The sequence below is a fragment of the Frateuria aurantia DSM 6220 genome (assembly GCF_000242255.2).
GTDB classification, from domain to species: Bacteria; Pseudomonadota; Gammaproteobacteria; order Xanthomonadales; family Rhodanobacteraceae; genus Frateuria; species Frateuria aurantia.
Window position 1 is genome coordinate 752,785 of the sequence record NC_017033.1, and the last position, 24,029, is coordinate 776,813.

At 65.0% G+C, this 24,029-nt stretch carries 17 protein-coding genes; 7 read left to right on the forward strand and 10 right to left on the reverse strand.

Annotation, left to right across the window (positions count from 1 at the left end; all coding sequences use genetic code 11):
* Nucleotides 1-25 precede the first annotated feature (25 nt).
* The 4 genes from rng to FRAAU_RS03420 all read left to right on the forward strand — a co-directional run bounded on the left by rng (nucleotide 26) and on the right by FRAAU_RS03420 (nucleotide 8,730).
* Nucleotides 26-1,516, forward strand: a complete 1,491-nt coding sequence (gene rng, locus FRAAU_RS03405; RefSeq protein WP_014402169.1) for a ribonuclease G — start codon at nucleotides 26-28, stop codon at nucleotides 1,514-1,516.
* 60 nt (nucleotides 1,517-1,576) lie between these two features.
* Nucleotides 1,577-5,458, forward strand: coding sequence for a YhdP family protein (locus FRAAU_RS03410; RefSeq protein ID WP_014402170.1), 3,882 nt, complete (start codon nucleotides 1,577-1,579; stop codon nucleotides 5,456-5,458).
* Between the two features lie 66 nt (nucleotides 5,459-5,524).
* Nucleotides 5,525-6,964, forward strand: a complete 1,440-nt coding sequence (gene tldD, locus FRAAU_RS03415; protein ID WP_014402171.1) for a metalloprotease TldD — start codon at nucleotides 5,525-5,527, stop codon at nucleotides 6,962-6,964.
* Nucleotides 6,965-7,062: 98 nt separating this feature from the next.
* Nucleotides 7,063-8,730, forward strand: a complete 1,668-nt coding sequence (locus FRAAU_RS03420) for a M20/M25/M40 family metallo-hydrolase (RefSeq protein ID WP_014402172.1) — start codon at nucleotides 7,063-7,065, stop codon at nucleotides 8,728-8,730.
* A gap of 79 nt (nucleotides 8,731-8,809) precedes the next feature.
* Here FRAAU_RS03420 and FRAAU_RS03425 read toward each other — a convergent pair whose 3' ends face one another.
* The 5 genes from FRAAU_RS03425 to FRAAU_RS03445 form a co-directional block, all read right to left on the reverse strand.
* Nucleotides 8,810-10,093 carry an ABC transporter permease gene (locus FRAAU_RS03425; protein WP_014402173.1) on the reverse strand — a complete coding sequence of 428 codons (1,284 nt, stop codon included), beginning with the start codon at nucleotides 10,091-10,093 and terminating at the stop codon, nucleotides 8,810-8,812.
* A gap of 10 nt (nucleotides 10,094-10,103) precedes the next feature.
* Nucleotides 10,104-11,456, reverse strand: a complete 1,353-nt coding sequence (locus FRAAU_RS03430; RefSeq protein ID WP_156803321.1) for an ABC transporter permease — start codon at nucleotides 11,454-11,456, stop codon at nucleotides 10,104-10,106.
* 76 nt (nucleotides 11,457-11,532) lie between these two features.
* Nucleotides 11,533-12,153, reverse strand: coding sequence for a YceI family protein (locus FRAAU_RS03435; protein WP_014402175.1), 621 nt, complete (start codon nucleotides 12,151-12,153; stop codon nucleotides 11,533-11,535).
* Nucleotides 12,154-12,373: 220 nt separating this feature from the next.
* On the reverse strand, nucleotides 12,374-12,937 hold the full coding sequence (gene yjgA, locus FRAAU_RS03440) for a ribosome biogenesis factor YjgA (RefSeq protein WP_014402176.1): 564 nt from the start codon (nucleotides 12,935-12,937) through the stop codon (nucleotides 12,374-12,376).
* On the reverse strand, nucleotides 12,934-13,203 hold the full coding sequence (locus FRAAU_RS03445) for a DUF1653 domain-containing protein (protein WP_014402177.1): 270 nt from the start codon (nucleotides 13,201-13,203) through the stop codon (nucleotides 12,934-12,936). Before FRAAU_RS03445 ends, yjgA begins: the two co-directional genes overlap by 4 nt.
* A 117-nt stretch (nucleotides 13,204-13,320) precedes the next feature.
* On the opposite strand from FRAAU_RS03445, the gene pmbA reads away from it, so the two are divergent.
* Nucleotides 13,321-14,688: a metalloprotease PmbA gene (pmbA, locus tag FRAAU_RS03450; RefSeq protein ID WP_014402178.1), complete on the forward strand. Its 1,368-nt coding sequence runs from the start codon at nucleotides 13,321-13,323 to the stop codon at nucleotides 14,686-14,688.
* Between the two features lie 65 nt (nucleotides 14,689-14,753).
* Nucleotides 14,754-15,167 (forward strand): DUF4870 domain-containing protein, encoded by a 414-nt coding sequence (locus FRAAU_RS03455; protein ID WP_014402179.1) that lies wholly within the window; start codon nucleotides 14,754-14,756, stop codon nucleotides 15,165-15,167.
* Nucleotides 15,168-15,223: 56 nt separating this feature from the next.
* On the opposite strand, the gene FRAAU_RS03460 is transcribed toward FRAAU_RS03455, so the two are convergent.
* From FRAAU_RS03460 to FRAAU_RS03475, 4 genes are all read right to left on the reverse strand, one after another.
* Complete coding sequence (locus FRAAU_RS03460) at nucleotides 15,224-17,614, reverse strand: GH92 family glycosyl hydrolase (RefSeq protein WP_014402180.1); 2,391 nt, start codon at nucleotides 17,612-17,614, stop codon at nucleotides 15,224-15,226.
* A 75-nt stretch (nucleotides 17,615-17,689) separates the two neighbouring features.
* On the reverse strand, nucleotides 17,690-17,962 hold the full coding sequence (locus tag FRAAU_RS03465; RefSeq protein WP_014402181.1) for an exodeoxyribonuclease VII small subunit: 273 nt from the start codon (nucleotides 17,960-17,962) through the stop codon (nucleotides 17,690-17,692).
* A 9-nt stretch (nucleotides 17,963-17,971) separates the two neighbouring features.
* A complete protein-coding gene (gene tilS, locus FRAAU_RS03470; RefSeq protein WP_014402182.1) occupies nucleotides 17,972-19,294 on the reverse strand; it encodes a tRNA lysidine(34) synthetase TilS in 1,323 nt (440 codons plus the stop codon).
* Complete coding sequence (locus FRAAU_RS03475) at nucleotides 19,291-20,901, reverse strand: adenosine deaminase family protein (protein ID WP_014402183.1); 1,611 nt, start codon at nucleotides 20,899-20,901, stop codon at nucleotides 19,291-19,293. The genes tilS and FRAAU_RS03475 overlap by 4 nt, the downstream gene beginning before the upstream one ends.
* Nucleotides 20,902-21,153: 252 nt before the next feature.
* Here FRAAU_RS03475 and FRAAU_RS17635 point away from each other — a divergent pair, with 252 nt between their 5' ends.
* Nucleotides 21,154-22,884 carry a PAS domain S-box protein gene (locus FRAAU_RS17635; RefSeq protein ID WP_014402185.1) on the forward strand — a complete coding sequence of 577 codons (1,731 nt, stop codon included), beginning with the start codon at nucleotides 21,154-21,156 and terminating at the stop codon, nucleotides 22,882-22,884.
* Between the two features lie 102 nt (nucleotides 22,885-22,986).
* Here FRAAU_RS17635 and FRAAU_RS03485 read toward each other — a convergent pair whose 3' ends face one another.
* A complete protein-coding gene (locus FRAAU_RS03485) occupies nucleotides 22,987-23,946 on the reverse strand; it encodes an acetyl-CoA carboxylase carboxyltransferase subunit alpha (protein ID WP_014402186.1) in 960 nt (319 codons plus the stop codon).
* Nucleotides 23,947-24,029 lie beyond the last annotated feature (83 nt).

Here is a 24,029-nt window from a genome sequence, read left to right on the forward strand (position 1 = left end):
CATCGCCGCAGCAAGGGAGTGGTGGGTGAGCGAGGAAATTCTGATCAATCTGACACCGCGAGAGACGCGTGTCGCGGTGGTCGAGAACGGCATGCTGCAGGAGGTCCATGTCGAGCGGGCTTCGCGTCGCGGCTATGTCGGCAATGTCTACAAGGGGCGCGTGCAAAGAGTCATGCCCGGCATGCAGGCCGCCTTTGTGGACATCGGTCTGGAACGTGCCGCGTTTCTGCATGCTTCCGATATCGTGCGGCCGCCGGCAACGGTGGGCGCTGAACATGCGGACAGCCTGCATGTGAACAGTCATGCCGCCCATGCCTCGATTTCGGAGCTGATCCATGAGGGCCAGGATGTGGTGGTGCAGGTGGTCAAGGACCCGATCGGCACCAAGGGCGCTCGCCTGTCCACGCATCTTTCGATCCCTTCGCGTTACCTAGTACTGCTGCCCCAATCGCATACTCTGGGCATTTCGGCCAAGATCGATGACGAGCAGGAGCGTCAGCGCCTCCGCGACGTGCTGCAGCCACTGATCGGTGACAGTCCGCTGGGCTATATCGTGCGGACCAATGCCGAGGGTCAGAGCGCCGAATCGCTGGCTTTCGATGTCACCTATCTGGGCAAGGTCTGGCGGGTGGTGCAAGAGAATATCGCCAAGGCCAAGGTCGGCGAACGTGTGTATGAGGAACTGGCCCTGCCGCTGCGCGGCCTGCGCGATCTGCTCTATGCCGGAGTGGAAAAGGTGCGGGTGGATTCGCAGGTCACCTTCCAGCAGGCGGCCCACTTCGTCAACAAGTTCATGCCGACCCTGGCCGACCGGATCGAGCACTACGGCAGCGAGCAGCCCATCTTCGATCTGTACGGGGTCGAGGACGAGATCCAGCGGGCCCTGCGCAAGGAGGTACCGTTGAAGTCCGGCGGTTATCTGATCATCGACCAGACCGAGGCGATGACCACCATCGATGTGAATACCGGCGCTTACCTGGGTTCGCGCAATCTGGAGGATACGGTCTACCGCACCAATCTGGAGGCGGCGCAGGCCGCGGCGCGCCAGCTGCGGCTGCGCAATCTCGGTGGCATCATCATCATCGACTTCATCGACATGAGCGACGAGGATCACAAGCGCCAGGTATTGCGGATGCTCGAGAAAGGCCTGTCTCGAGACCATGCCAAGACCACGGTCTATCCGATGTCGTCGCTGGGTTTGGTGCAGATGACGCGCAAGCGCACCACCGAGAGCCTGGAACGCCAGTTGTGCGAACCCTGCCCGGCCTGCAATGGACGTGGCACCCAGAAGACCGCCGAGACCATCACCTACGAGATTTTCCGCGAAATCACCCGTGCTGTCCGTCAGTTCAATGCCCAGAAGCTGATGGTGCTGGCCAGCAGCAAGGTGGTGAGCCGCATTCTGGAAGAAGAGTCCGCCGCCGTGGCTGAACTGGAAGAGTTCATTTCCAAGAGCATCCGTTTCCAGGCCGAGGAGCATTACTCCCAGGAGCAGTTTGATGTCGTTCTGCTGTAAGCGGACGCAAGCCCCGGAAAGAACGGTCGCGACAGCCCGTCGACCGGGGCAGGCCGGCGCGTGAGGCTGCACTGGGGGCATGTCCATGCCTGTGGTCGCGGACTGCGTCTGACCGCGATTGCCTGCACCCTGGCCGTTGCCGGACTGGAGATCGGCGGTCAGGCGCTGTTGCCTCTGCTGGCGGCCCATCCGCACTGGGTGGAGGTCGAGTTGAGTCGTGCCACGCATCGGCAGATCCGCTTCGGTTCGCTGCAGGGGCACTGGGAAATGTCCGGCCCGCGCTTCGTGATGCATGACATCACGGCCAGTCTTGGACCCGGCAGCGTGCCGCTGCAGCTGAACGAAGCCATTCTCAAGCTGGATTTCGGCGGCTGGATGCCCGGCCGCCATTTCATCAATATCTACGGTCGCGGTCTGGCTCTGGATCTGAGCCGCGAGCTCGACGGCCGCTGGCGGATCAACGGACTGGGCATCGCCGGTCACAAGGGGGCCCAGAAAACCGATTTCGGCAAGTTGCGTATCGGTCTGTGGTTCGAAAATCTGCAGGTCAATATCGATGACCGGCTCGTCGGGCGGCAGTACAGCCTGGTGGCCGATGCCCTGCGTCTGGTGCGCCGTGGCGACGAATTGCGGTTCGGTGCCCATCTGCATCGCCCTGGCGCCCGAGGACAGGTGACCGGAGCCGGCGTGTTCGCCACCGATGGCCATCAGGGCCGGGTCTGGGTTTCGGCCGACGGCGTGAATCTCTACAGTCTGCTGGCCGGCATCGATCTCAACGGTTACCAGGCCGACTCGGGCAAGGGGCAGGGGGCGACATGGCTGGACTGGAGCCGGGGCCGGATCATCCGTTCGGTGACGCGCTTCGACTTTTCGGATCTGGCACTGTCCAGCGCCACGGGACGGCGTTCCATCGTGCCCAGTTTTCATGGTCAGGCCAACCTGCAACAGGTGCACGGCGGCTATGCTCTGCGCTGGAAGGGCGATGACGGCAGTCTGGCCCAGGGCCAGGTCGCGATCAAGGACGGGGTGCTGCTGGCGGCCCATGTCCAGGCCTCGCAGCTGGATCTGACGCCGCTGGTCCCCTGGGCGGCGCTGGCGCGTGGGCTGCCGGCCGGAGTGGCCGACTGGCTGGGCCAGGGCAAGCCGACAGGGCAGCTGAGCAAGGCCAGTCTGGATTGGAGTCGTGCGGCCGGACTGAGTCATGCCTATGTGCGATTCCAGGATCTCGGCATCCGTGCCTTCGGTGCGCAGCCGGGCATCAGTGCCCTGCATGGCGAGCTGCGGGCCGATCATGAGGCGGTCAGTCTGGAAATGCCCGGGCAGGCCGTTACCCTGATCGTGCCGGGGTTGTATCCCCAGCCGTTGCGACTGGACCGGCTGCGTCTCTTGGCCGGCGCCTGGAAGGATGAGCAGGGTTGGCATCTGGGTCTGGATGATCTGGATCTGTCCGGCACGGGATTCGCCGGCCGCTTCAATGGCGAGGTCGGTCTGCCCGGCCATGGCCAAGGTGTGCAGGCGGACCTGTATGCCAGACTCGATGACATGAGCATCGATACGGCCAAACGGCTGCTTCCCCTGAAAATGTCGGCCCATGCCCGGCATTGGGTGGACAATGCGCTGCTGGCCGGTCGGCTGGGTGATATCTCGGCGGTACTGCACGGCAATCTGGCTGACTGGCCGTTCCCTGCGCATCAGGGACGTTTCGAAGCCCATGCCCGGATCAGTGACGTGGTTCTGGACTATGGCAAGTCCTGGCCACGGGTGACCGGACTGGGCGCCGATCTGTCCTTCGTCAATGACGGCCTGCATGTCGATGTCGATCAAGCCTCGTCGATGGGGCTGAAGGTGGACTCGGCCAGTCTGGATATTCCGCAGTTCAAGAACGCGACGCTGGGCATGCAGCTGCAGGCCAGTACCTCGGCGGCCAATGCACTGGACTTCGTCGCCCATTCGCCGGTGGCCTCCCGTCAGGCCGATGTCCTGGCCCGATTGAAGCTCGGAGGGAAGATCCAGGTCGGCCTGCAGCTGTCGATGCCGCTCAAGCACCATCAGGACTTCACTCTGGATGGCGAGGGCCAGTGGCACGACGGCAGCTTCTCGGCACCGGTCTGGAAGGTGGCGCTGGATCACCTTGCCGGGCCGCTGCACTTTGATCGGGACGGCTTTACGGCCGGACCGATGCAGGCTCGATTCCATGCCCAGCCGTCCCGCCTCAAGCTGGCCATCGGCGGAGCCACCGGGGTGCCGGGCACCGAGCTGTCGGCCGCACTGGAAGGGCACTTCAGTTTCGACCAGCTGACCCAAGGCTATCCGGAGCTGGACTGGCTCCATCCGCTGACCCGCGGGTCCTCGTCTTTCAAGATCGATTTCGATATCCGCCATGCCGCCGATGGCAGCGCCCGCCAGAGTCTGCATCTGACGTCGGGCCTGGAAAACACGGCTCTGCTGTTGCCGGCGCCGTTGGACAAGCCGGTCGGCACTCGTCTGCCGTTGAGCGTGGATCTGGCCTTGCCGGTGCAAGGGGGGCAGGTTGACCTGTCGTTGGGGCATGTGCTGCAAGGCCGGTTGCATCTGCCTGCCGATGATCGCTCGGAGCTCGCCGGCAGCCTGCATCTGGGAGCCGAGGCCCCCGGCCCGTTGCCGCCCAGAGGCTTGCGGATCAATGGTCATGCGGCTTTGCTGGATGCCACCGGCTGGGCCCAGTTCGTGGCGGCCGGGCAGGGCGGACATGGTCCAGGACTGGATGGCGTGGACGTGTCATCCAGCGAGGCCAGTCTGTTCGGTGCCCGTTTCAAGGACTTGCATATCAAGGTCCGCCCCGAGCCGCAGCAGATGCAGATCGAGCTGGCGGCACCGGCCATCGCCGGCACGGTGCTGGTGCCTACCCAGGCGCTGGACAAGCGAGGCCTGACCATGCGCCTGCAACGGCTGCATTGGCCGCATGTCGACCTGGGATCCGCAACGCAGGCCGGGCCGAAAGGGGATACCGATCCCGCTGCGGCGGGCATGGCCACCGCGGTGGCGGCCGACGTGGAATCCGAGTCGGCCGATGCACATGGCGGCGCCAATCCCTCGGCGCTGCCGCCACTGCATCTGTGGATCGGCGACCTGCGATTGGGCGCGGCCAAGCTGGGTGAGGCCCGGCTGGAGGCCTGGCATATCCCGGGCGGCATCCATATCGACCCGCTGCAGACTCTGGCGTCCGGCGTGCAGATCAGTGGGGTCGGCGACTGGATGGGTACGGCCGATGACAACCACAGTCATCTGAAGGTCCGTTTCGCCGCCCACAATCTGGGCGACATGCTGGCCGCGCTGGGTTATCCCCATATCTTTGATGGTGGGGCGACCCGGGCGGATCTGGACGCGACCTGGCCGGGTTCGCCGCTGACGCCGGATCTGGGTCATGCCAATGGCCGTCTGGCGATCGACATCAAGAACGGCAGTCTGCCTGATCTGCCGCCCGGTGCGGGTGCTCGCGTGCTGGGCCTGGTTTCTATCTTCGAGCTGCCGCGCCGGCTGAGTTTCAATTTCAGTGACGTTTTCAACAAGGGGCTGGGTTTTGATGCCATCAAGGGCGAGTTCCAGCTCGCCGATGGTCAGGCCCGCAGCCGCGATCTGCGGATCGACAGTCCGGCGGCCAATATCAAGATCCAGGGCCGGGCCGGTCTGGTGGCCCGCGATTACGATGAATTCATCACCGTGACCCCGCATGTCGGCAACGGTCTGCCAGTGTTCGGCGCGGTGTTCGGACCGTTCGGCATCGCTGCCGGGCTGGTGGCCGAAGGCATCTTCGGCAGCCAGATCAACCAGGCCCTGGTCCGGCAATATCATCTGGGAGGCAGCTGGGACAAGCCGCAACTGAATCCCTTGCACGCCCTGCCCGACATTCCATCGGCGCCGGGGGCATCGGTCCTGCCAAGCCGTTCCGTGGATACGCCCTGAGCCGGGCCTTTAAGCGCCGCTATCCGCCCACATCTCCTGTTTATTCCTTTTGTACGGTTGATCGCCATGGATTCTCTGCTTGCCACTGTTGAACATCGTCTGCTGACCCCCGGAGGCATGGCGGCCAACGATCTGGAGCGTGTCTTCAATCAGCTGATGGGGCCGGGCATCGACGCGGCGGATCTGTATTTCCAGCATTCCCGCAGTGAGTCCTGGCATCTGGAAGAAGGCATCGTCAAGGACGGCAGCCATTCCATCGAGCAGGGGGTGGGCGTGCGTGCGATGGCCGGCGAAAAGACCGGGTTCGCCTATTCCGATGAAATCGTGCTGCCGCAGCTGCTGGAAGCCACCCGGGCGGCTCGTGCCATCGCGCGGGATGGTCACGGGGCCGGCCGGCCGCTGGCGGTACGTCAGACGCCTTCGCTGTATCCGGCCATCGATCCGGTCGACAGCCTGCCGAATCCGGAGAAAATCGCCTTGCTGCGCGAGGTGGATGCCTATGCGCGCGCCCGCGACCCTCGGGTAAAGCAGGTGATGGTCAGTCTGGCCGCCACCGTTGACACGGTGCTGATCGCCGCCTCCGACGGCACGCTGGCCGCCGATGTGCGTCCCCTGGTGCGAGTCAATGTGCAGGTGATCGTGGAATCGAATGGCCGCCGCGAGCAGGGCTATGCCGGTGGTGGCGGTCGCTACAGCTACGGCGAGCTGCTGGCCAACGGGCGGGCGCTGGGCTTTGCGGCCGAGGCCGTGCGCCAGGCGCTGGTCAATCTGGAGGCCGTCGATGCGCCGGCCGGGACCATGCCGGTGGTCCTGGGGCCGGGCTGGCCGGGGGTGATGCTGCACGAGGCAGTCGGTCATGGCCTGGAGGGCGATTTCAATCGGAAGGGCAGCTCGGCCTTTGCCGGCCGGATCGGTGAGCAGGTCGCGGCCAAGGGCGTGACCGTGGTCGACGACGGGACCTTGCCGGGCCGTCGCGGCTCGCTCAGCGTCGATGACGAAGGCACGCCGACCCAGTGCACCACCCTGATCGAGGATGGCATTCTCAAAGGCTATATGCAGGACAAGCTCAATGCCCGCTTGATGGGCGTGACGGCTACCGGCAATGGTCGGCGGGAGTCCTTCACCCATCTGCCGATGCCGCGGATGACCAATACCTACATGCTGGCCGGTGAGCGAGATCCCGAAGAGATTCTTCGTTCGATCAAGCGCGGTCTGTATGCCGTCAACTTCGGCGGCGGGCAGGTCGACATCACCAGCGGCAAGTTCGTGTTTTCGGCCAGCGAGGCCTATCTGGTCGAGGACGGCAAGATCGTATGCCCGGTCAAGGGTGCCACCCTGGTCGGTTCCGGTCCTGAGGCGATGAGCCGGATCTCGATGATCGGCAACGATCTGGCGCTGGACGAGGGTATCGGCGTCTGCGGCAAGGACGGGCAGAGCGTGCCTGTCGGTGTCGGCCAGCCCACCCTGAGAATCGACGGTATGACGGTGGGCGGTACGGCTTCCTGAGCGATCATTCATGGATGTCTTGGTGGCTGTCCGGAGGCTTTGCCATTGATCCGGGCAGCCATCCTTGAGTAAGGTGGCTCCTCCATCGGGGAGTCAGTATGAAATACAGCAAGGGAATACTGCTGGCAGCGCTGCTGCCGGCGATGGCCGTGGCCACTGGCAGCGATGTCGCGCCGAAGGCGGGACTTGGACGTATCAAGCAGGCCGACCTGCGTGAGGGCATCGGCTTTCTGGCTTCAGACCCGCTTGAGGGACGCATGTCGTTGCAGCCGGGGGATGATCAGGCCATCGAATGGGTCGCCAAGGCCTTTGGCCAGGCCGGGCTGCAACCGATCGGTACCGACGGTCATGGTCACCCGGGTTATCTGCAGGCCGTGCCCCTGATTGAATACCGCGCGGACGCCAAGGCCAGCTGGCTGGAGCTGACCGTGAACGGGAAGAGCCGTCGCATCGGCTGGGCCGATGCACACGGTGCATTGCCCTTCCCCCGCAAGGCGCAAGGCGAGCTGGTCTTTGCCGGCTATGGCATCACGGCGCCCGAACTCGGCTATGACGACTATGCCCATCTGGATGTCCGCGGAAAGATCGTGGTCGTGTTCGAGCACGAGCCGCGCGAGACCGATCCGGCTTCGCCTTTCAACGGGACCGGCAATACCCGCTATGCCACCAACTACGTCAAGGTGCTTAACGCGCAGAAGCATGGCGCGCTGGGCGTGCTGTTCGCCGGCGAGCCGGAACACAACCACCCCACGGCGGAAGAGATCCGGACCCGGATCGGCCATCATCAGGAACATGCGGCCAACCCGATCCCGCTGCAGGCGCTGGCCGATCAGGCCGTGCAGATTCCCAGCATGAGTCTGTCACCGGCGCTGGCCGCCGAGGTGCTGGCGCATTCAGGCAAGAGCGCCCTGCAGTTGCAGCAGGGCATTGATCAGGGACTCAAGCCGCAGTCACAGGTTCTGGACGCGTTGTCGGCCACCCTGACGCTGCAGCCGACCGCCGTGCGCAAAGGCATCAGTTACAACGTGGTCGGTCTGCTGCCGGGCTCGGATCCGAAGCTGAAGGCCGAGACCGTCATCATCAGTGCCCATCATGACCATGACGGCGAGTCGGGCGGCAAGATCTGGCACGGTGCCGATGACAATGCCTCCGGTACCGTCGGCGTGGTGGAGCTGGCCCGCGCCTTTGCCGCCGCCGGTCATGCTCCGAAGCGTTCGATCCTGTTCGCCGTGTTCGCCGCGGAGGAGCGCGGCCTGCTGGGTGCCTATTATCTGGCCGCCCATCCCTTGCGTCCGCTGGCGACGACGCGGGCCATGATCAATTTCGACATGATCGGTCGTGACGAGACGCCTTCGCCGCAGACCGCCGGGCTGATCGATGTGCCGGCCGATACCCGCAACCGGCTGAATCTGATCGGCGCGGCCTACAGCCCGGACTATGCCCGTACCGTGGCCGCGGCCGACCGCTCGGTGGGCCTGGTGCTGGATGACCGTTTTGACCACGAATATGCTCTGAACGTCTTCTTCCGTTCGGACCAGTTCCCCTTCGTGCTGCACAATATTCCGGCTTTCTGGTGGTTTACCGGCTTTCATCCCGACTATCACCATCCCAGCGACACGCCGGAAAAGATCAACTATCCGAAGATGCAGAAGATCTTGCAGCTGGCTTATCTGTCGGCCTGGGACTTCGCCGACGAGGCCACGCCGCCGAAATTCGTGAAGGCCCCCAAGGGGGACTCGAAGGATATCTACAGCGCGGAACACTGAGGCCGCGAGCGGCCCCGGATGCTGTGCATGAGATCGAAGACCCGGTCGCGAAAGCGGCCGGGTCTTTTGCAGAACGGATTCACTGGCTGCGGATGGCTTCTGCCGGAGCGATTCCGGCGGCACTGCGGGCCGGCCCCAGCACCGCCAGCTGACCCAGCATGATGGCGGTGACGGCGCCCACCGGCAGCCAGCTGGGCGGCAATCGTGCCAGTTCGTAATGCTGCATCAGCAGCTGGTTGATGATCCAGGCCAGGCCCATGCCCAGCATGCTGGCGGCCCCGACCAGCAGCAGATTCTCGCCCAGAAACGAGCTCATGATCTGCCGGCGGCGTGCCCCCAGGGCGCGATAGATGCCGATCTGCCGTTGCCGGCGCTGGACCTGGAAGCCGCTGAGGCCGAGCACTCCCATCACCGTGACCAGGACCACGGCCAGGGTGATGCCGCCCAGCATATACAGCGCTGAACGATTGTCCGAAAACGAGGCATGGCGTGCTTCGGCATAGCTGCGAACCCGGATGGGCTCGGCATCTGCACCCAGGCGTGGCCCCAGCCTGTGCTGCAGAATCTTCTGCACCGCGGGCAGCAGCGCCGCCTGCCGGCCGGGCTCGACCCGGATCGCCATGCTGAACAACTGCGGCTTGCTGACATACCTGGGCAACAGGATGGCATTCTGGACAGCATCGCCCTGAGCCAGGACCAGTTGATAGCGCAGCAGGGGCGAGGTGATGCCGATCACCTGCTCGCCATCGCCATCGCCGCCGGTTCGCAGCACCTTGCCCAGGCAGGCCAGGCCACCGCAGAGCTGGCGGGCCAGCCCGATCGGGATCAGGGCCGGGGTGATCGTCGGTGCCGGCGGGGTCTTGACGGTATTGCCAGAGGGAGCCGCATCGTCCGGGGGCGCGGTATTGAAGGCGATGCTCATGGGACGATAATCCCCTGGCTGGAAGTCGCGTCCGGCCAGCAGGTGAATGCCCAGGGTCTTGACCAGGTCCCGGCCGAAATAGCCGTCGGCGTTGATGGTTCGGCCGTGCCCGTAGCGGAGGTCCCAGGTGATCGACAGGCCCGAGGTCATCGGCAGGCCATAGCCGGCGCTGGCGGCGATTACGCCCGGCAGGGCCCGGATCTCGGCGAGGGTCTGGTTCACCTCGGCATCGGTCCAGGCACTGTGGTCGCCGCTGATCCGGTCGGCCAGCAGCAGGTTCTGGCCGTCGATGCCGGGGCTGGCCAGCATCGGCTGCAGCTGCTGCCAGGCCAGAAACAGGGTATTGCAGAGAATGGCACAGGCGATGACGATCTGGCCAACGATCAGCAAGGGCATCAAGGGGCTGCGTCGCAGGGTGGAAAACAAGGCATGCCAGGACATGGTCGGACCCTCAGACGGCTTTCAGGTGCAGGCCAGGGCTGACCCGGGTGGCCCGCCAGGCGGGTATCGAGCCAACCAGCAGGCCGGTCAGCACGGCGATCAGAAACAGGGCGGCGAACATCGCGGGATCCAGCCTGGCCAACGCATTGTAGTCGCCTTGCTGATGGCGCAGGATCCATAGCCCTGCCTGCGTCAGGGGCAGGGCCAGCAGGCCGCCGACGATGCAGATGCCGCAGGATTCGAACAGGCATTGGGCAAAAATATCGCGGCGCGTGGCACCGATGGCGCGGCGGATGCTGACTTCCTGGCTGCGGCGCAGAAAGCGTGCCGTCAGCAGTCCGGTGACATTCACCATGCACAGCAAGCCAAAGCCGACGGCCAGCCACAGATTCAGACGGGCATGGTCCGGAATCACGCGGTTCTGCCGCATCCAGCCGGCCACCGAATCCAGCCGGCTCAGCGGCTTGCGTCCCAGCGGCCGGTGGTCCTCGGCGTAGTGGCGGACAAAGGCCTCGTAGCCGGCAACCTGGGCCGGTGTATCCAGCTCGACCCAGGGGATCAGCCACTCGCAGTGTGTCAGGTCGCGGGGCTGGCTGATGTCACTCAGCAGGCCGCTGCCGCCCTTGGTGTGCTCATCGCAGCTGCCGGACTCGCTGGCCGTGATACCTGCCCCCAGGGCTGCCTGCAGCGGCAGATAAACATCATCCTGACGGCTGGCATCGAAGGTCCATTGTTGGTTCATGCTGAAGAAGTGCGGCTCGGGCCGATAAGGAGCGCTGACGCCGATGATCCGGAAATCAGCCTTGCCGATATGAACCAGCTTGTCGATGGCGGAGGCTGGGCCGAACAGGCGCCGGGCCAGATCGATGCTGATCACGGCCAGTGGTGACTGCTCCTCGCCAGCGCTCCAGAAGCGCCCCTGCAGCAGCGGCAGCCCGAACATGGCGGCAAAGCCATGGGTGGTCAGCAGCAGGTTCTGGTTAACGTGCTTGCGGCTGCCATCGGCCGAGATATAGGCCGTCGTTTCGTTGATGGCCGCCTGCCGTACCGAGCGATCAGGCGTCAGCAAAGCCTGCGCATCGGCAGGCTTCATCACATTCATCTGCCACTGTACGCCGTTGGCGGGATTCTTCCAGATACCCTTGAGCCGGCCCTGCACGGTATCGACATAGGGCGAATACAGGTGCTGGCTGCGCCCGGGCAGCGGATCCGTGCTCAGCACATGCAGCAGGGTCAGGGTGCACATCGCCGCCGCCAGTCCCAGAGCCACGGTCATCACTGCCAGCAGGCTGCTTTTCGGAAAACGGCCCAGCCCCTTCCAAGCCAGGCCCAAGGCATATCCCCACATCGCATCCGCCCCCACGCGGTTGTATGCATCGAGACTAGCAGCCCGTCCGCGAGGGGGAAGTCAGCCAGGTGGTGACGAGGATTCGAGGATTTCAGGTCTTGGCCGTTCTCGTCGCCGACGTGGCGGGCGCATCGGCATCAAGGGTGATCTCGGCGGTGCTGCTGACCATGGGATGTACCGTATGCAGCATGGTGCTGACACCCCAGCGTCGCTGATCGAAGGTCGTGCTGCTGCGCAGTTTCACCAGAGTGTTGTGGTGGAAGATCATTTCGGTGATGAAGGTCACCGGGTGGGTCTGGTCGCGCATGGTCAGATCACCGACCAGTTGGGTGATGACCTTGCCGTTTCTGACGAGCGGCACGCAGTGGCCGGTGAAATGCATGGTCGGATATTTGCCGGCATCCAGCAGGGCGCTGGACATCATCAGTTTGCGCATGATGGGGCGGCCCACCTGCAGCGATTCGACCTGCATGCTCATGTCGACCTTGCAGGTCTGGGCGGACAAGTCGTAGTCCAGGCTGCCGCTGACCTGGCCGAAGCTTCCGTCGACATCGCCCAGCAGGCTCTTGGCGTGCAGGCTGGACCTGGCGTTGTGCCCATCCAGTGTCAGATGCTGGGTTTCGGCCCGGGCCATACCTGCCTGCAGTCCCAGCGGGATCAGCAGCAGCGGAAGCAGGCGGCGGGACAGACCGGGACGTTGGACATGGCTCACGGACGACTCCTTGCTCGGAAGAGTGGTCGGCCACGACGGGTGCCAGTTTCGGACGGGCAACCATCGCGCTGATTTGCTCAAACTAGCATGCCAGCCTGTACGTATGTCGACTACGAGCTCGGTGACGGAGCGGCATTCCGGATGATTCCGCTGTCGCCAGGACGGGACAGCGGCCCCGTTGGCATGCGGGCGATGTCTCCGTCGAGAGACGGGCCGCGGGTCAGTCGTGATCCGTTTCGGAACCGGTGTCGTCCTCGCTGTCGTCACGCGCCGCGGCGGCATGCAGTTCCTTCAGCAGCTGGAAGATCTCGCGATAGGCCTTGGGGGGCTTGGCTTTGTCCCGTTCCAGCCGGGCCTGGCGGACCAGGTTGCGCAGGCGCTGGCGGTCCATGTCCGGATGCTCGTCGATCAGGCGGGTCAGGGCCTCGTCGCCGGTTTCGGCGATCAGACGGTCGCGCAGGGATTCCAGACGATGCATGGCGGCCGTTTCCTGGCGCTGCTTTTCACGGTTTTCGCCCAGCGCGGCCCGCGCCTCGACAAAGGTTTCCTCGCCATGGCGGCGCATCAGCTTGGCCAGGAATTGCAGCTGGCGCTTGCGAGCGATATGTGCAGTGATCCGGCGGGTCTGGGCGATTTCCCGCAGGATGTCTTCAGGCAGTTGCAGACGCGCGAGCCGGCTCGGCGGCATGTCCACCAGCTGGCCGGCCAGGGTCAGCATGGCCAGCGCGTCACGGCGCTGCTGGCTGCGGCTGGGGCCGTATTCGGCTTCGTTCGGGTCGCTCATCGGGATTCAGTCGTGACAGTTTCTTGGGGTGGGGAGGATACGTCAAAGCCGGGCTCTTCGTGCAGAAACTCGAAGCGCGGCCGTTCGACGCCTTCGACCATGACGGTCCCGGCAAACATCGTCGCGGGTCGCGCCCACAGTCCGTATTCGCCGTACAAGGCCTGATAGATCACCAGCCACTCCTCGGTTTCGCTGTGACGGGCGCTGGCGAGGACCCGGTAGAGTGGCCCCTTGTAGTGGCGATAGCGGCCGGGACGGATCTGCATGGACTCTCCTTGGAATGCCGCGGTCCGGGATCGACGGGACGGCTTTGATCTGGGCGCGCACGCCCCCATGTCTCCTATCATACGAGTGCCTCAGGGCCCATGCCACCGGATCGCGGAATGAAGGAAGTGAGTGTGAACGCAGCGGTTTCTCCCATCGATGCCAGCCAGCAGGAACTGGACCGTCTGGCCGAACTGTCCGAAGAAGTCATCCGGCGGGCTCGTGCCGCCGGTGCCAGTCAGGCCGAGGTGGCTGCCAGCGTGGACTCCGGGCTCAGCGTCAATGTCCGTCTGGGCGAGGTCGAGACGGTGGAGCACACCCGTGACCGCGGCTTTGGCCTGACCGTGTATTTCGGCCAGCGCAAGGGCTCGGCCAGTACGGCCGACCTGCATCCGGAGTCGATCCAGGCCACCTTGGAACAGGCTTGCGCGATCGCACGCTATACCGAGGAAGATCCGGCATCGGGTCTGGCCGATCCTGAGCGGATGGCCACCGAGTTTCCGGATCTCGACCTGTACCACCCTTGGGATCTCGATACCGAAGAGGCGATCCGGCTGGGGCTGCAGATCGAGGCGGCCGGGCGCGCCCATGCCGGCATCACCAACTCCGAAGGTGCCAGCGTGCAGCGCGGTCAGGGCGTGACGGTCTATGCCAATTCGCATGGTTTCATGGGACGTGAGCGCGGTACCCGTCATTCGTTGTCGCTGTCCCTGATCGCGGGTGAAGGCCAGGGCATGCAGCGCGACTACTGGTACGACTCGGTACGCCATGCGGGTGATTTCATGTCGGCCCAGGCGCTGGGCGAGAAGGCGGCCGAACGGACGCTGGCTCGGCTCGGTGCACGCAGTCTGAGCACGCGCCAGGGGCCCGTGCTGTTCGCCCCGGAGGTGGCCCGCTCCCTGATCGGGCATCTGATCAATGCCGTCAGCGGCGGCGCGCTGTATCGCCGGGCGAGTTTTCTGCTGGACCGGGTCGGCACTCCGGTGCTGCCCGAGTGGATGTCGCTGGTCGAGCGTCCCTGGTTGCTGCGCGGGCCGGCTTCGGCCGCATTCGATGCCGAGGGCGTCGCCACCCGGGAAAGCGCCCTGGTCGAGAACGGCCGGCTGCAGCGCTATCTTCTGGGCAGTTATTCGGCCCGCAAGCTGGGACTGGCCTCCACCGGCAATGCCGGTGGCGTGCACAACCTGACGGTCGAAGGCGGCCATGGCGATTTCAAGTCCATGCTGGAGCAGCTGGGCACCGGCCTGCTGGTGACCGAACTGATCGGCCAGGGCGTCTCGGTGGTGACCGGCGACTATTCGCGCGGGGCCGCCGGCTTCTGGGTCGAGAACGGTGTCATCGCCTATCCGGTGGAGGGCATCACCATTGCCTCGACCTTGCAGGAGATGCTGCCCGGCATTCGCGCCGTGGGAGCGGATGTCGATCCGCGTTCTTCGATCCGCACCGGCTCGATCCTGATCGACAAGATGACGATCGCCGGCGAGTGATATCGTGAAAGCCGGACCGGTGTCGCATCCCGGTCCGTTTTTCCGTACCCACAAGGACCTGACACATGAGCCAGCCCCCCGAATTCGTCAATCCTTCGCCCTCGTTGCCGGGTCAGAGCGAGCGCCAGTGGGCCGCTCTGGCCCACGCCTCGGCACTGCTGGGCGCCGTGGTCACCGGCACCTGGTTCGGCTGGGGCTGCTTTGTCGGCCCGCTGGTGATCTGGCTGGCCAAGCGTGACAGCATGCCCTTTGTCGCCATGCAGGCCAGGGAGGCGCTGAACTTCAATATCACCGCGGTGCTGGTGGGCCTGGTGCTGGGGCTGTTTACCCTGGTGACCTTCGGCATCGGTGCCCTGCTGGCGGTGCCGCTGGCCCTGATTGCCGGCCTGGGCTGGCTGATCTGGGTGCTGGTCGCCACGGTGAAAAGCAATGACGGACTGGATTGGCGCTATCCGTTCGTGCTGCGGCTGATCCGCTGATCCGCTGCTGACGGCGGCCACCGTGAGGAGGCCGCCGTTCTCATGGGAGAACCGGTTCAGCGGTAGTCGTCAGGCGTCATCGCGTAGGGCCGGGCCGCCGGGGAGGTGGCCCATTGCCGGTTGGGGCTTGCCTGCATGTCGAAATGCAGTTCACCGCCGGCGGTGAGCTCCTTGTGCCACAGCCAGGTGCGTTGCAGGGGTTTGCCGTTCAGCGTGACCTTGCCGATATAGGGGTGGGCCGCATCCATCGGGTCGGCGGTGACGGTGAAATCCTTGCCGTCCGGCAGGTGCAGCACCGCCCGCTGCACGAAGGGTCGACCGATCACATACTGGTTGCTGGCCGGGGTGACCGGGTAGAAGCCGAAGGCGGTGAACAGCAGCCAGGCCGACATCTGGCCCAGGTCGTCATTGCCGGTCAGGCCGTCCGGTCCGATACCGTACTGGCTGTCGACAATTTGCGAGAGCCGTTGCTGGGTACGCCAGGGCTGGCCGGCATAGTCGTAAAGATAGGCGACATGGTGGCTGGGTTCGTTGCCGTGGGCATAGAAGCCGATCAGGCCCGAGATATCCTCGACATTGGCGAAGGCACCAGCCGGTACCTTGGCTTCAAACAGCTGGTCCAGCTTGTGGACAAAGCGGGCGTTGCCGCCCTGGGCACGGATCAGCGCGGCAATATCCTGCGGCACGTACCAGCTGTATTGCCATGCATTGCCTTCGGTGTAGTCACTGCCATAACCAGCGACAGCCGGGTCGAACGGTGTGCGGAACGCTCCGGAACTTAGCCGGGCCCGGAAAAAGCCGGTCCGCGCATCGAACACGTGGCGCCAGTTGCCGGCGCGTGTCTGGAAGCGACGCGCCAGATCCCGGTGCCCCATGGCCTCGGCCATCCGCGCCAGAGTCCAGTCGTCATAGGCATATTCGACGGTCTTGGAAGCGGCCTCGGGCTCATGGTCGATGGGCACATAGCCCACTTTCATATAGTCCTTCAGATCGCCATAGGCCGGATCTTCGGCACTGGCCTCCATCGCCTGCAGGGCCTGCCCGGCCGGAAAGCCGCGGATACCTTTCATCCATGCATCCGCAATCACCGGCAGGGCGTGGTAGCCGATCATGCACCAGTTCTCCAGACCGGCATAACTCCAGACCGGCAGAATGCCGTAAGGACTGGCCTGCTGCGAGGCGATCATGGAGTGGATGATGTCGGCGGTCAGCTGCGGCGGTTGCAGCAGGGTCAGCAGCGGATGCTCGGCGCGGTAGGTATCCCACAGCGAGAAGGTGGAGTAGAAACTGAAATCCCTGGCCTGATGCACCTGGTTGTCGGGACCGCGATATCGGCCATCGACATCCATGGCCAGATTGGGAGCGATCAGGGCATGGTAGATCGCGGTATACAGGCTGCGCTGCATGGCCGGTGCGGCCTGTATCTCGACCCGGGCCAGCTGATGTCGCCAGGTCTGTTCGGCCTGCCGGCGGATCCGGTCGAAATCGAAATCAGGGGCCTCGGCGTGCAGATTGGCAATGGCGCCGGCCTCGTCCACGTCCGAGATCGCCACTTCGACGACCAGAGCCTGCCCCTTGAGGTCGCCGAAATCAAACGCCGCTTCCAGTGCCCGGCCCTGGATCGCCGGCCGGGCCGCCGGCTCGTGTGCCGCCGGTGGAGCGAAGCCGCGGTAAACCGGTGTCGGTTCGGTATCCAGCAGCTGATGGCCGGTCGGGGGCCGCGAGAAGCGGAGCGCGAAATACAGCTGACGGCCGGGCGCCCAGCCTCGCGTCTGGCGGTAACCGGTGATCAGGCCATCGGGACGGATATGGATCCATGACCACAAGGTCTTGCCAGGGTAGTCGTAGATCGACGAGCGCAGATCCAGCACCACATGAGCGGTCTGGCCATTGGCAAAGCTGTAGCGCTGCAAGGCAACCCGCGAGGTGGCGGTCAGTTCGACCCGCACCCGGTTGTCGTCCAGGCTGACGGCGTAATAGCCGGGGCGGGCCTGTTCGCTGGCGTGACTGAAACGCGAGCGATAGCCGCTGCCGGGCTGGTCGGCACGACCGGGTTCGGTTCGCAGCTGGCCAGCCATCGGCATCAGCAGAACGTCACCGAGATCCGAGTGACCGGCACCGGAAAAATGGGTTTGCGAAAAACCCTTGATGGTCGGGTCATGATATTGATAGCCCGCCGCCCAGGCATAGGCATGCTTGAAGTCGGGGGTATCGGTATCGGGCGAGACCTGCACCATGCCGAAGGGCAGGGTGGCGCCGGGAAAGGTATGGCCATTGCCGGCGGTGCCGATGAATGGATCCACGGCGGCATAGCCGTCGATGGCGGCCGCCTGTCCAGTCCCGGCGAGCAGGCCGAGCAGACTGGCCAGGGCCAGTCGCCGCCAAGGCGGGGACTGGCGCCAGGTACGGCGTGCAGCAGGCTGTCGGCTTGAATGGATGATGCCCAAGTGATCCCCCTTCCGATGTGATCGGGGGCGCCCCTATGGTGTATCACCCGCCCCCGTTAGGTCTGGCGCAGATGTTCAGCCGAGCTTGCCGTGTTCGAAGACTTCGGCCTGTTCCGGCTTCTGTGGGTCCAGCAGCAGGCGGATCTTCAAGTCAGCCTGCTCGAGTGCCTGCTGGCACTGCCGGTACAGCCCGATCCCGCGTTCGAAGGATTTCAGCGAATCATCGAGGCTTTGCTCGCCGCGTTCCATTTGCACGACCAGTTGTTCGAGGTCGGTCAGGGATTGTTCGAAACCGGCCACCGCGCTGGTGGAAGGTTCATTGCCGGAGGCAGTCTTGGTCTTGGCCATCCGCACACGCTACCCGAGGCCGGCATCCGAATCAATTGCCGAGGCCGGGCGCCAGTGCGGCCGGCCGCCATGAGCCTGGAACAGTTCGAGCCCCCGTGCCGACATCCAGCGATCACCCACCGCGATCAGTTGGCCGTTTTCATGGACCAGCGGGCAGCTCTGCCGGCGCCAGGGGGGCAGGCCGCCCTGTTGGAACAGGTCGCGCAATTCCCGGTGCATCGTCTCGCCCGCCAGCTGGATGCGTTCGCCACCTTGGCGCAGGCGCAGCTCAAGAGGTGGAAGCGTGGTGCTGCCTGAGTCCAGACGATAGCGACTGCCATCGGGCAGTTGTACATCCTCGCCATGCCATGGGCACGACCAGCCGGCAGGCACGGATCTGACCGGCGGGGTGGCCCACAGGCGCTGGCGCCAGACATGAACGACCGCCCCTGACCAGCGCACCTGCGGCAGCCGGCCGGGCAAGGCCCCGATCTGGCGCTCCAGCTGCTCGCGCTGTGCCGTGCTGGGGGCGGGCAGACCCTGGCGACGCAACCATTCGTGCAGGACGGGCACGCGCAGTGCCGGCGCCAGAGCCAGCCATGCCGGGCCTGCCAGGCTGGCATCGCCGGCCTCCTGCAGGGCCTGCAGGTTGGCGGTGATGGCCGGTTCCAGCGCATCGGCGGCTTCGCCGCACCAGCGGGCGGCGTGAAGGATGGAGTCGACGGCATGCGGCCAGTGGGTCTGCAGTTGCGGCATGATCGCATGGCGGAGGTAGTTGCGAGACAGCCGCAGATCCTGGTTGGAGGGATCGGGCTGCACCGGCAGCGCATGTTCGTGGGCATAGTCGCGCAGCAGCCGGCCGGAGACATCCAGCAGTGGCCGCAGCAGCAGGCCCCTGCCCAGCGGGCGCTGCCGGCGCATGCCGCGCAAGGCATCCGGACCGGCACCACGCAGCAGCTTCAGCAGCACGGTCTCGGCCTGGTCGTCGCGATGCTGGGCCAGCAGCAGCCATTCGCCTTCGGCCAGCCGGGTGGCGAAAGCCCGGTAGCGGGCTTCACGGGCGGCCGCTTCCAGTCCCTGGCCCTGTTCCCGGTCGACCCTGACCTGCACGACGTCACAGGACAGGTCCAGACCGGCGCAGAACCGGCGGGCGGCGGCGGCCCAGTCGGCGCTGGCCGGATCCAGGCCATGATCGACATGCAAGGCCCGCAGGCCCCGCCTGCGGACCTTGTCGGACATGGCCAAGGCATGCAGCAGACTGCTGGAATCGGCGCCGCCGCTGTAGCCGACGCACAGTGGCGGCCCGGGTTCGGCCAGCTCGGCCAGCAGCTTGCTGGTCCAGCCTCTGCTCATCGCTGAGCGGCCTCGAAATGCACGAAGCGCTGTTCCAGCTGCCACTGCTGGTCAGCCTTGGGGTTGGCGGCCAGCCAGCGGCGGCAGGCCGCCGGAGCCGCTCGGTCGGCGGCAGCACCCTCGCAGGGGCCGGCAAGGCGCTGGTACTGGTCCGGCTGCGCCCACAGGCTGCGACCGGGCAGGAAGCTGTGCTCCAGGCTGTTGCGCGCCATCCGCTTCAGCTGGAGGTAGTCCATGCCCTGTTCCTCCACCGCCTTGACGTATTCATGGGTCAAGTCGATACGCGACACACCTTCGTCGTCGGTGGACAGGGCGGTCGGGACCTGTGCGGCCAGATAGGCATGCAAGGGGTGACGGGAACCGGTGACGCCCAGGATCACATCGTTGCTGGTCAGGTTGATCTCGACCAGTACATGGCGGCGGGCCAGCTCCTGCAGCAGCGCCTGCGGGTGGTCCTCGTCCATCAGGTCGACGCCGTGACCGATGCGCTCGGCATGCGCCTGCTCGACGGCCTCGCGGATGTGGAAGCGCAAGCCTTCGGGGGCGACCAGACCTTCGGCCAGTTCACCGGCATGCAGGCTGATATGGATCTCGGGATACGTGGCATGCAGATAGCCCAGCATCCGCATCTGCAGATCATAGTCGCGCATCGACAGATAACCGTCTTCCGGCATCACGTAATTGATGCCGACCCAGCGAGGGTCATGCCTGGCGGCCTCGAAGCCCAGCACGGTCTGGGCGAACACCCGTTCGGGAGCGGCTCCGCGCAGGATCTGGTAGATAAAGCGCAGCTGGACCTGACAGCCGGGATCGGCCTGTGCGGTGCCGCAGTGCTGGATCTCGCCGCGCTGGGCCAGCGCCTGATCCAGCGCCTGCCGGTCCGCCTGCAGATCCTGGTCCAGGCCCTTGGCCAGCAAGGCCTTGCGCATGGCGGCAAAGTCCGGGTTCAGGCCCAGCTGCCGGGACAGGCTGATGGCGTGGCCGAACGGAGGGGTGTGCATCACCTCCAGATATTGCTCGTTCTGCAGGGCGGCACGGTGGGTGATCTCGGCCAGCCATTCGCCGGCATGACGCGAAGGATCCAGTGCCGCGAAGCGACCGAAGGCGGCGAAGAAGTGGTCGTGTCCGGACTCCCCGCTGTGGGCCACGAAGCTCCGCATCGACAGTGCGTCGATCATCGCATCGTATTGAGACTGGCTCAGCTGGCTGGCCGGCAGCTGCCCGGCCGGGCAGCTGCCGGGATGGCCTGCGGCTACCAGCTTCCATGCCTGGGTGTCGACGCAAAGTCCGTCCTGTGCCGCTTCGGCCAACAGGGTTTCAGCGTAGACGGCACCGGTCAGATGCAGGTGCAGGTCGGCGCCCTTGGGCATGTCGTGGAGGAAAGCACGCAGGCTTTCGGGGCCTTGCCGTGCGGCCTCGGTCATCGCGGCCTGGGTCGTGGCCGCATGCGGATCGGGGTCGCCGGAGGTCTGGCTGGCGGCCGTCTGCACTCCGCCGGCCAGCAGGATCAGGCCGGCCAGCAGGGCGCGGGCCAGCGGTGAGTGGAGCGCGCGGAGCCGGCGAGGCGTTGCAGCCGATTCAGGGCTGATGGGCAGCGATGGGCGCACAGGAAGTCCTTGGAGTTTCGAAAATGTTCCAGTCTCCAATTGTCAGTCAATTCGCCGGATGCAACCAGTACGAAGCCCGGCCTGGACTGCATTCGAACCGGCCCGCGGGCGAGTCGCTGCTGTTGAGATGCATGTCCGCGACAAAATGCAACAGTTGTGACAGGGTATGTCGGATTACGTAGGTGGTCGACCTGCAATATCGCGATGCGGCAATCATCCGGTACCTCAACCCTTGGTGATGGAGAGCGGGCAATGGCAGATCAGCAGTGGCTTCGACGCGGCCTGGCGTGGGCTTGCGGCAAACTGGGCATGGAAGGTCGTGATCATGACGCCGCCCGGTTGGGAGCGGAAACGGCCGAGGCCAGAGTGGTCGTGGATTCGCGGGGGCGGATCCGCTTTTGCAATGGCGCGGCTGCCGGACTGTGGGACTGTCAGGCCCGGGATCTGGAGGGGCAGCGGCTGGCCGATTGCTTGCACGAACCCTTGTCGACGGACCAGGTGCCGGCGGGCCGTCTGTGTCTGCAGTTGCGGCGCGGGGACGGACAGGTCCTCGAGCTGGTCTGGAACTGCAGCGAAGAGGGCCCCAAAGGCTGGCGGGTGCTGAGCCGTGCGACGGGACCGGCGTCGAGCGGCAGTCGCCACACGATCGAGCAGGCGCTGGAGCAGGCGCTGGATGCGGTGATCATGATTGACGGCCAGAACGCGGTGACTTTTTTCAACGCCGCCGCGGAAAAGCTGTGGGGCTATGCCAGGGACGAGGTGCTGGGTCGCAATGTCCGCATGCTGGTACCCATGGAGATCCAGTCCCGCCATGACGGCTATGTCAATCGGCATCGCGACGGCGGTGGCAACAAGATCGTGGGGACCAGTCGCGAGGTCGAGCTGGAGCGGCGCGACGGCAGTCGCTGCTGGGTCTCGCTGGCCCTTTCCCCCTTGCTGGTGGACGGTGTCAAGGGCTATACCGCCTTCGTCCGCGATGTCTCGGTGGAAGTCAGGCAGCGGGAGCAGGTCCGTCTGCTGTCAATGGTGGCCGACGAGACCGACAGTCCGGTGATCATCACCGGTGCGGAAGGTCTGATCGAGTATGTAAATACGGGTTTTGAACGTCTGAGTGGCTATTCGGCCACGGATGTGATCGGGCGCAAGCCGGGAGCCGTGCTGCAAGGGGCGCATACCGATCCGGTGACCGTGGCGCGGATCCGCTCAAGTCTTGCCGCGGGCAAGGCTCTGTATGAGGAAATCCTGAATTATCGCCGCGACGGGTCGCCGTACTGGGCCTCGATGGTGATCAATCCGGTCCACGACAGTGCGGGACTGGTGATCAAGTATGTCGGCGTCATGTCCAATATCACGGACAGCAAAAGCCGGGCCATGGATGACCATGTGCGCCTTCAGGCGATAGGACGTACCAGCCTGGTGGCCGAGTGGTCATTGTCCGGGGAGTGCCTGCAGGCCAATCCACTGTTGCGGCAGCAGCTGGGCCAGGTACAGGGTGATCTGCGACTGGAGTCCTTGCCGACGCTGCTGTCCGAGACCGACTGGCAGGCCTTGCTGAACGGTGGTGACGTGGTGGCTCGGATCGGGATGCCGCTGGAGGATGGCGGCACGCTGAGACTGGCGGCGGCCTTCAGCCTGCTCTACGACGTGGAGCTTCGCCCGCGGATGATCGTGATGTATGCGCAGGATGTGACCGAGCAGGATACGGCAGTCGACGATCTGGTGAGTTTGACCCGGCGTGTCGAGCATATTGCCGACGATATCCGGCAGGTGGCGATGCAGACCCATATGTTGTCGCTCAATGCGGCGATCGAGGCCGCTCATGCCGGCGATGGCGGTCGCGGATTTGCGGTGCTGGCGACCGAGATCCGTCGACTGGCGCAGCAGTCGAAGACCTCGGCCAGTGAAATCGGCCAGTTGCTGTCCGAGGCCAATCGGCGTCTGGCGGCGGCAGATGACAGTCGGGCCCGGCGCGAGGCAGCCTGAAGGCGGAGCGCGGTTCACTCAAGATGGCACTGCGCTGCCGGTCAGTTTCCGTGCGGGCGATTTATGAAAAACCGGGGCCGGCCCCGGTTTGCAGTGACCGGATCAGCCTTCCTGGAAGGCGCCGTAGCCGCGCAGCCGCTCGTAGCGCCGCTCCAGCAGGGCTTCGGCAGGCAGAGGCTGCAAGGCATCGAGCTGGTTGAGCAGGATGTTCTTCAACCGGATCGCCACCGAATGCGGATTGCGGTGGGCACCGCCCAGCGGCTCGCGAATGATCTTGTCGATCAGGCCCAGCTCCTTGAGGCGCGGGGCGGTCATGCCCATCTGTTCGGCGGCCTCGCGGGCCCGGTCGGCGCTCTTGAACAGGATCGAGGCACAGCCTTCGGGCGTGATCACCGAATAGGTGGAGTATTCCAGCATATTGGTGATGTCGCCGACGCCGATGGCAAGCGCGCCACCGGAACCGCCTTCGCCGATCACGGTGCAGATGATCGGCACCTTCAGATCGGCCATTTCCAGCAGATTGCGGGCGATGGCCTCGCTCTGGCCGCGCTCTTCGGCATCAATGCCGGGCCAGGCGCCGGCGGTGTCGATAAAGGTCAGCACCGGCAGTCCGAAACGCTCGGCCATCTTCATCAACCGCAATGCCTTGCGATAGCCCTCGGGACGGGGCATGCCGAAATTGCGGCGGACCTTGGTACGGGTATCCCGGCCCTTCTGGTGACCGATCACCATCACCGGGCGGCCCTTGATGCGGGCCAGACCGCCGACGATGGCCTGGTCATTGGCAAAGGCCCGGTCGCCGGCCAGTTCCACGAACTCGTCGCAGATCATGCCGACATAGTCCAGGGTATAGGGGCGGCGTGGATGCCGGGACAGCTGGCTGACCTGCCAGGGGCTGAGGTTGCGGAAGATCTCAGCCGTCTTCAGCTTGAGCTTTTCCTTCAGCCGGGCGACTTCATCGTCGATGTTGAATGCCTGGCCGTCGCTGGTGCTGCGCAGCTCTTCGATCTTGGCATCCAGGTCGGCAATCGGTTTTTCGAAATCGAGGAAGTTGGGATTCATTCGTCGTGGAATCAGGTCAATAGCGCGCCAGTATACCGATCTGGGCGGATGGGGATAAGCACGCCGGCGTATGGTCGCCGCAA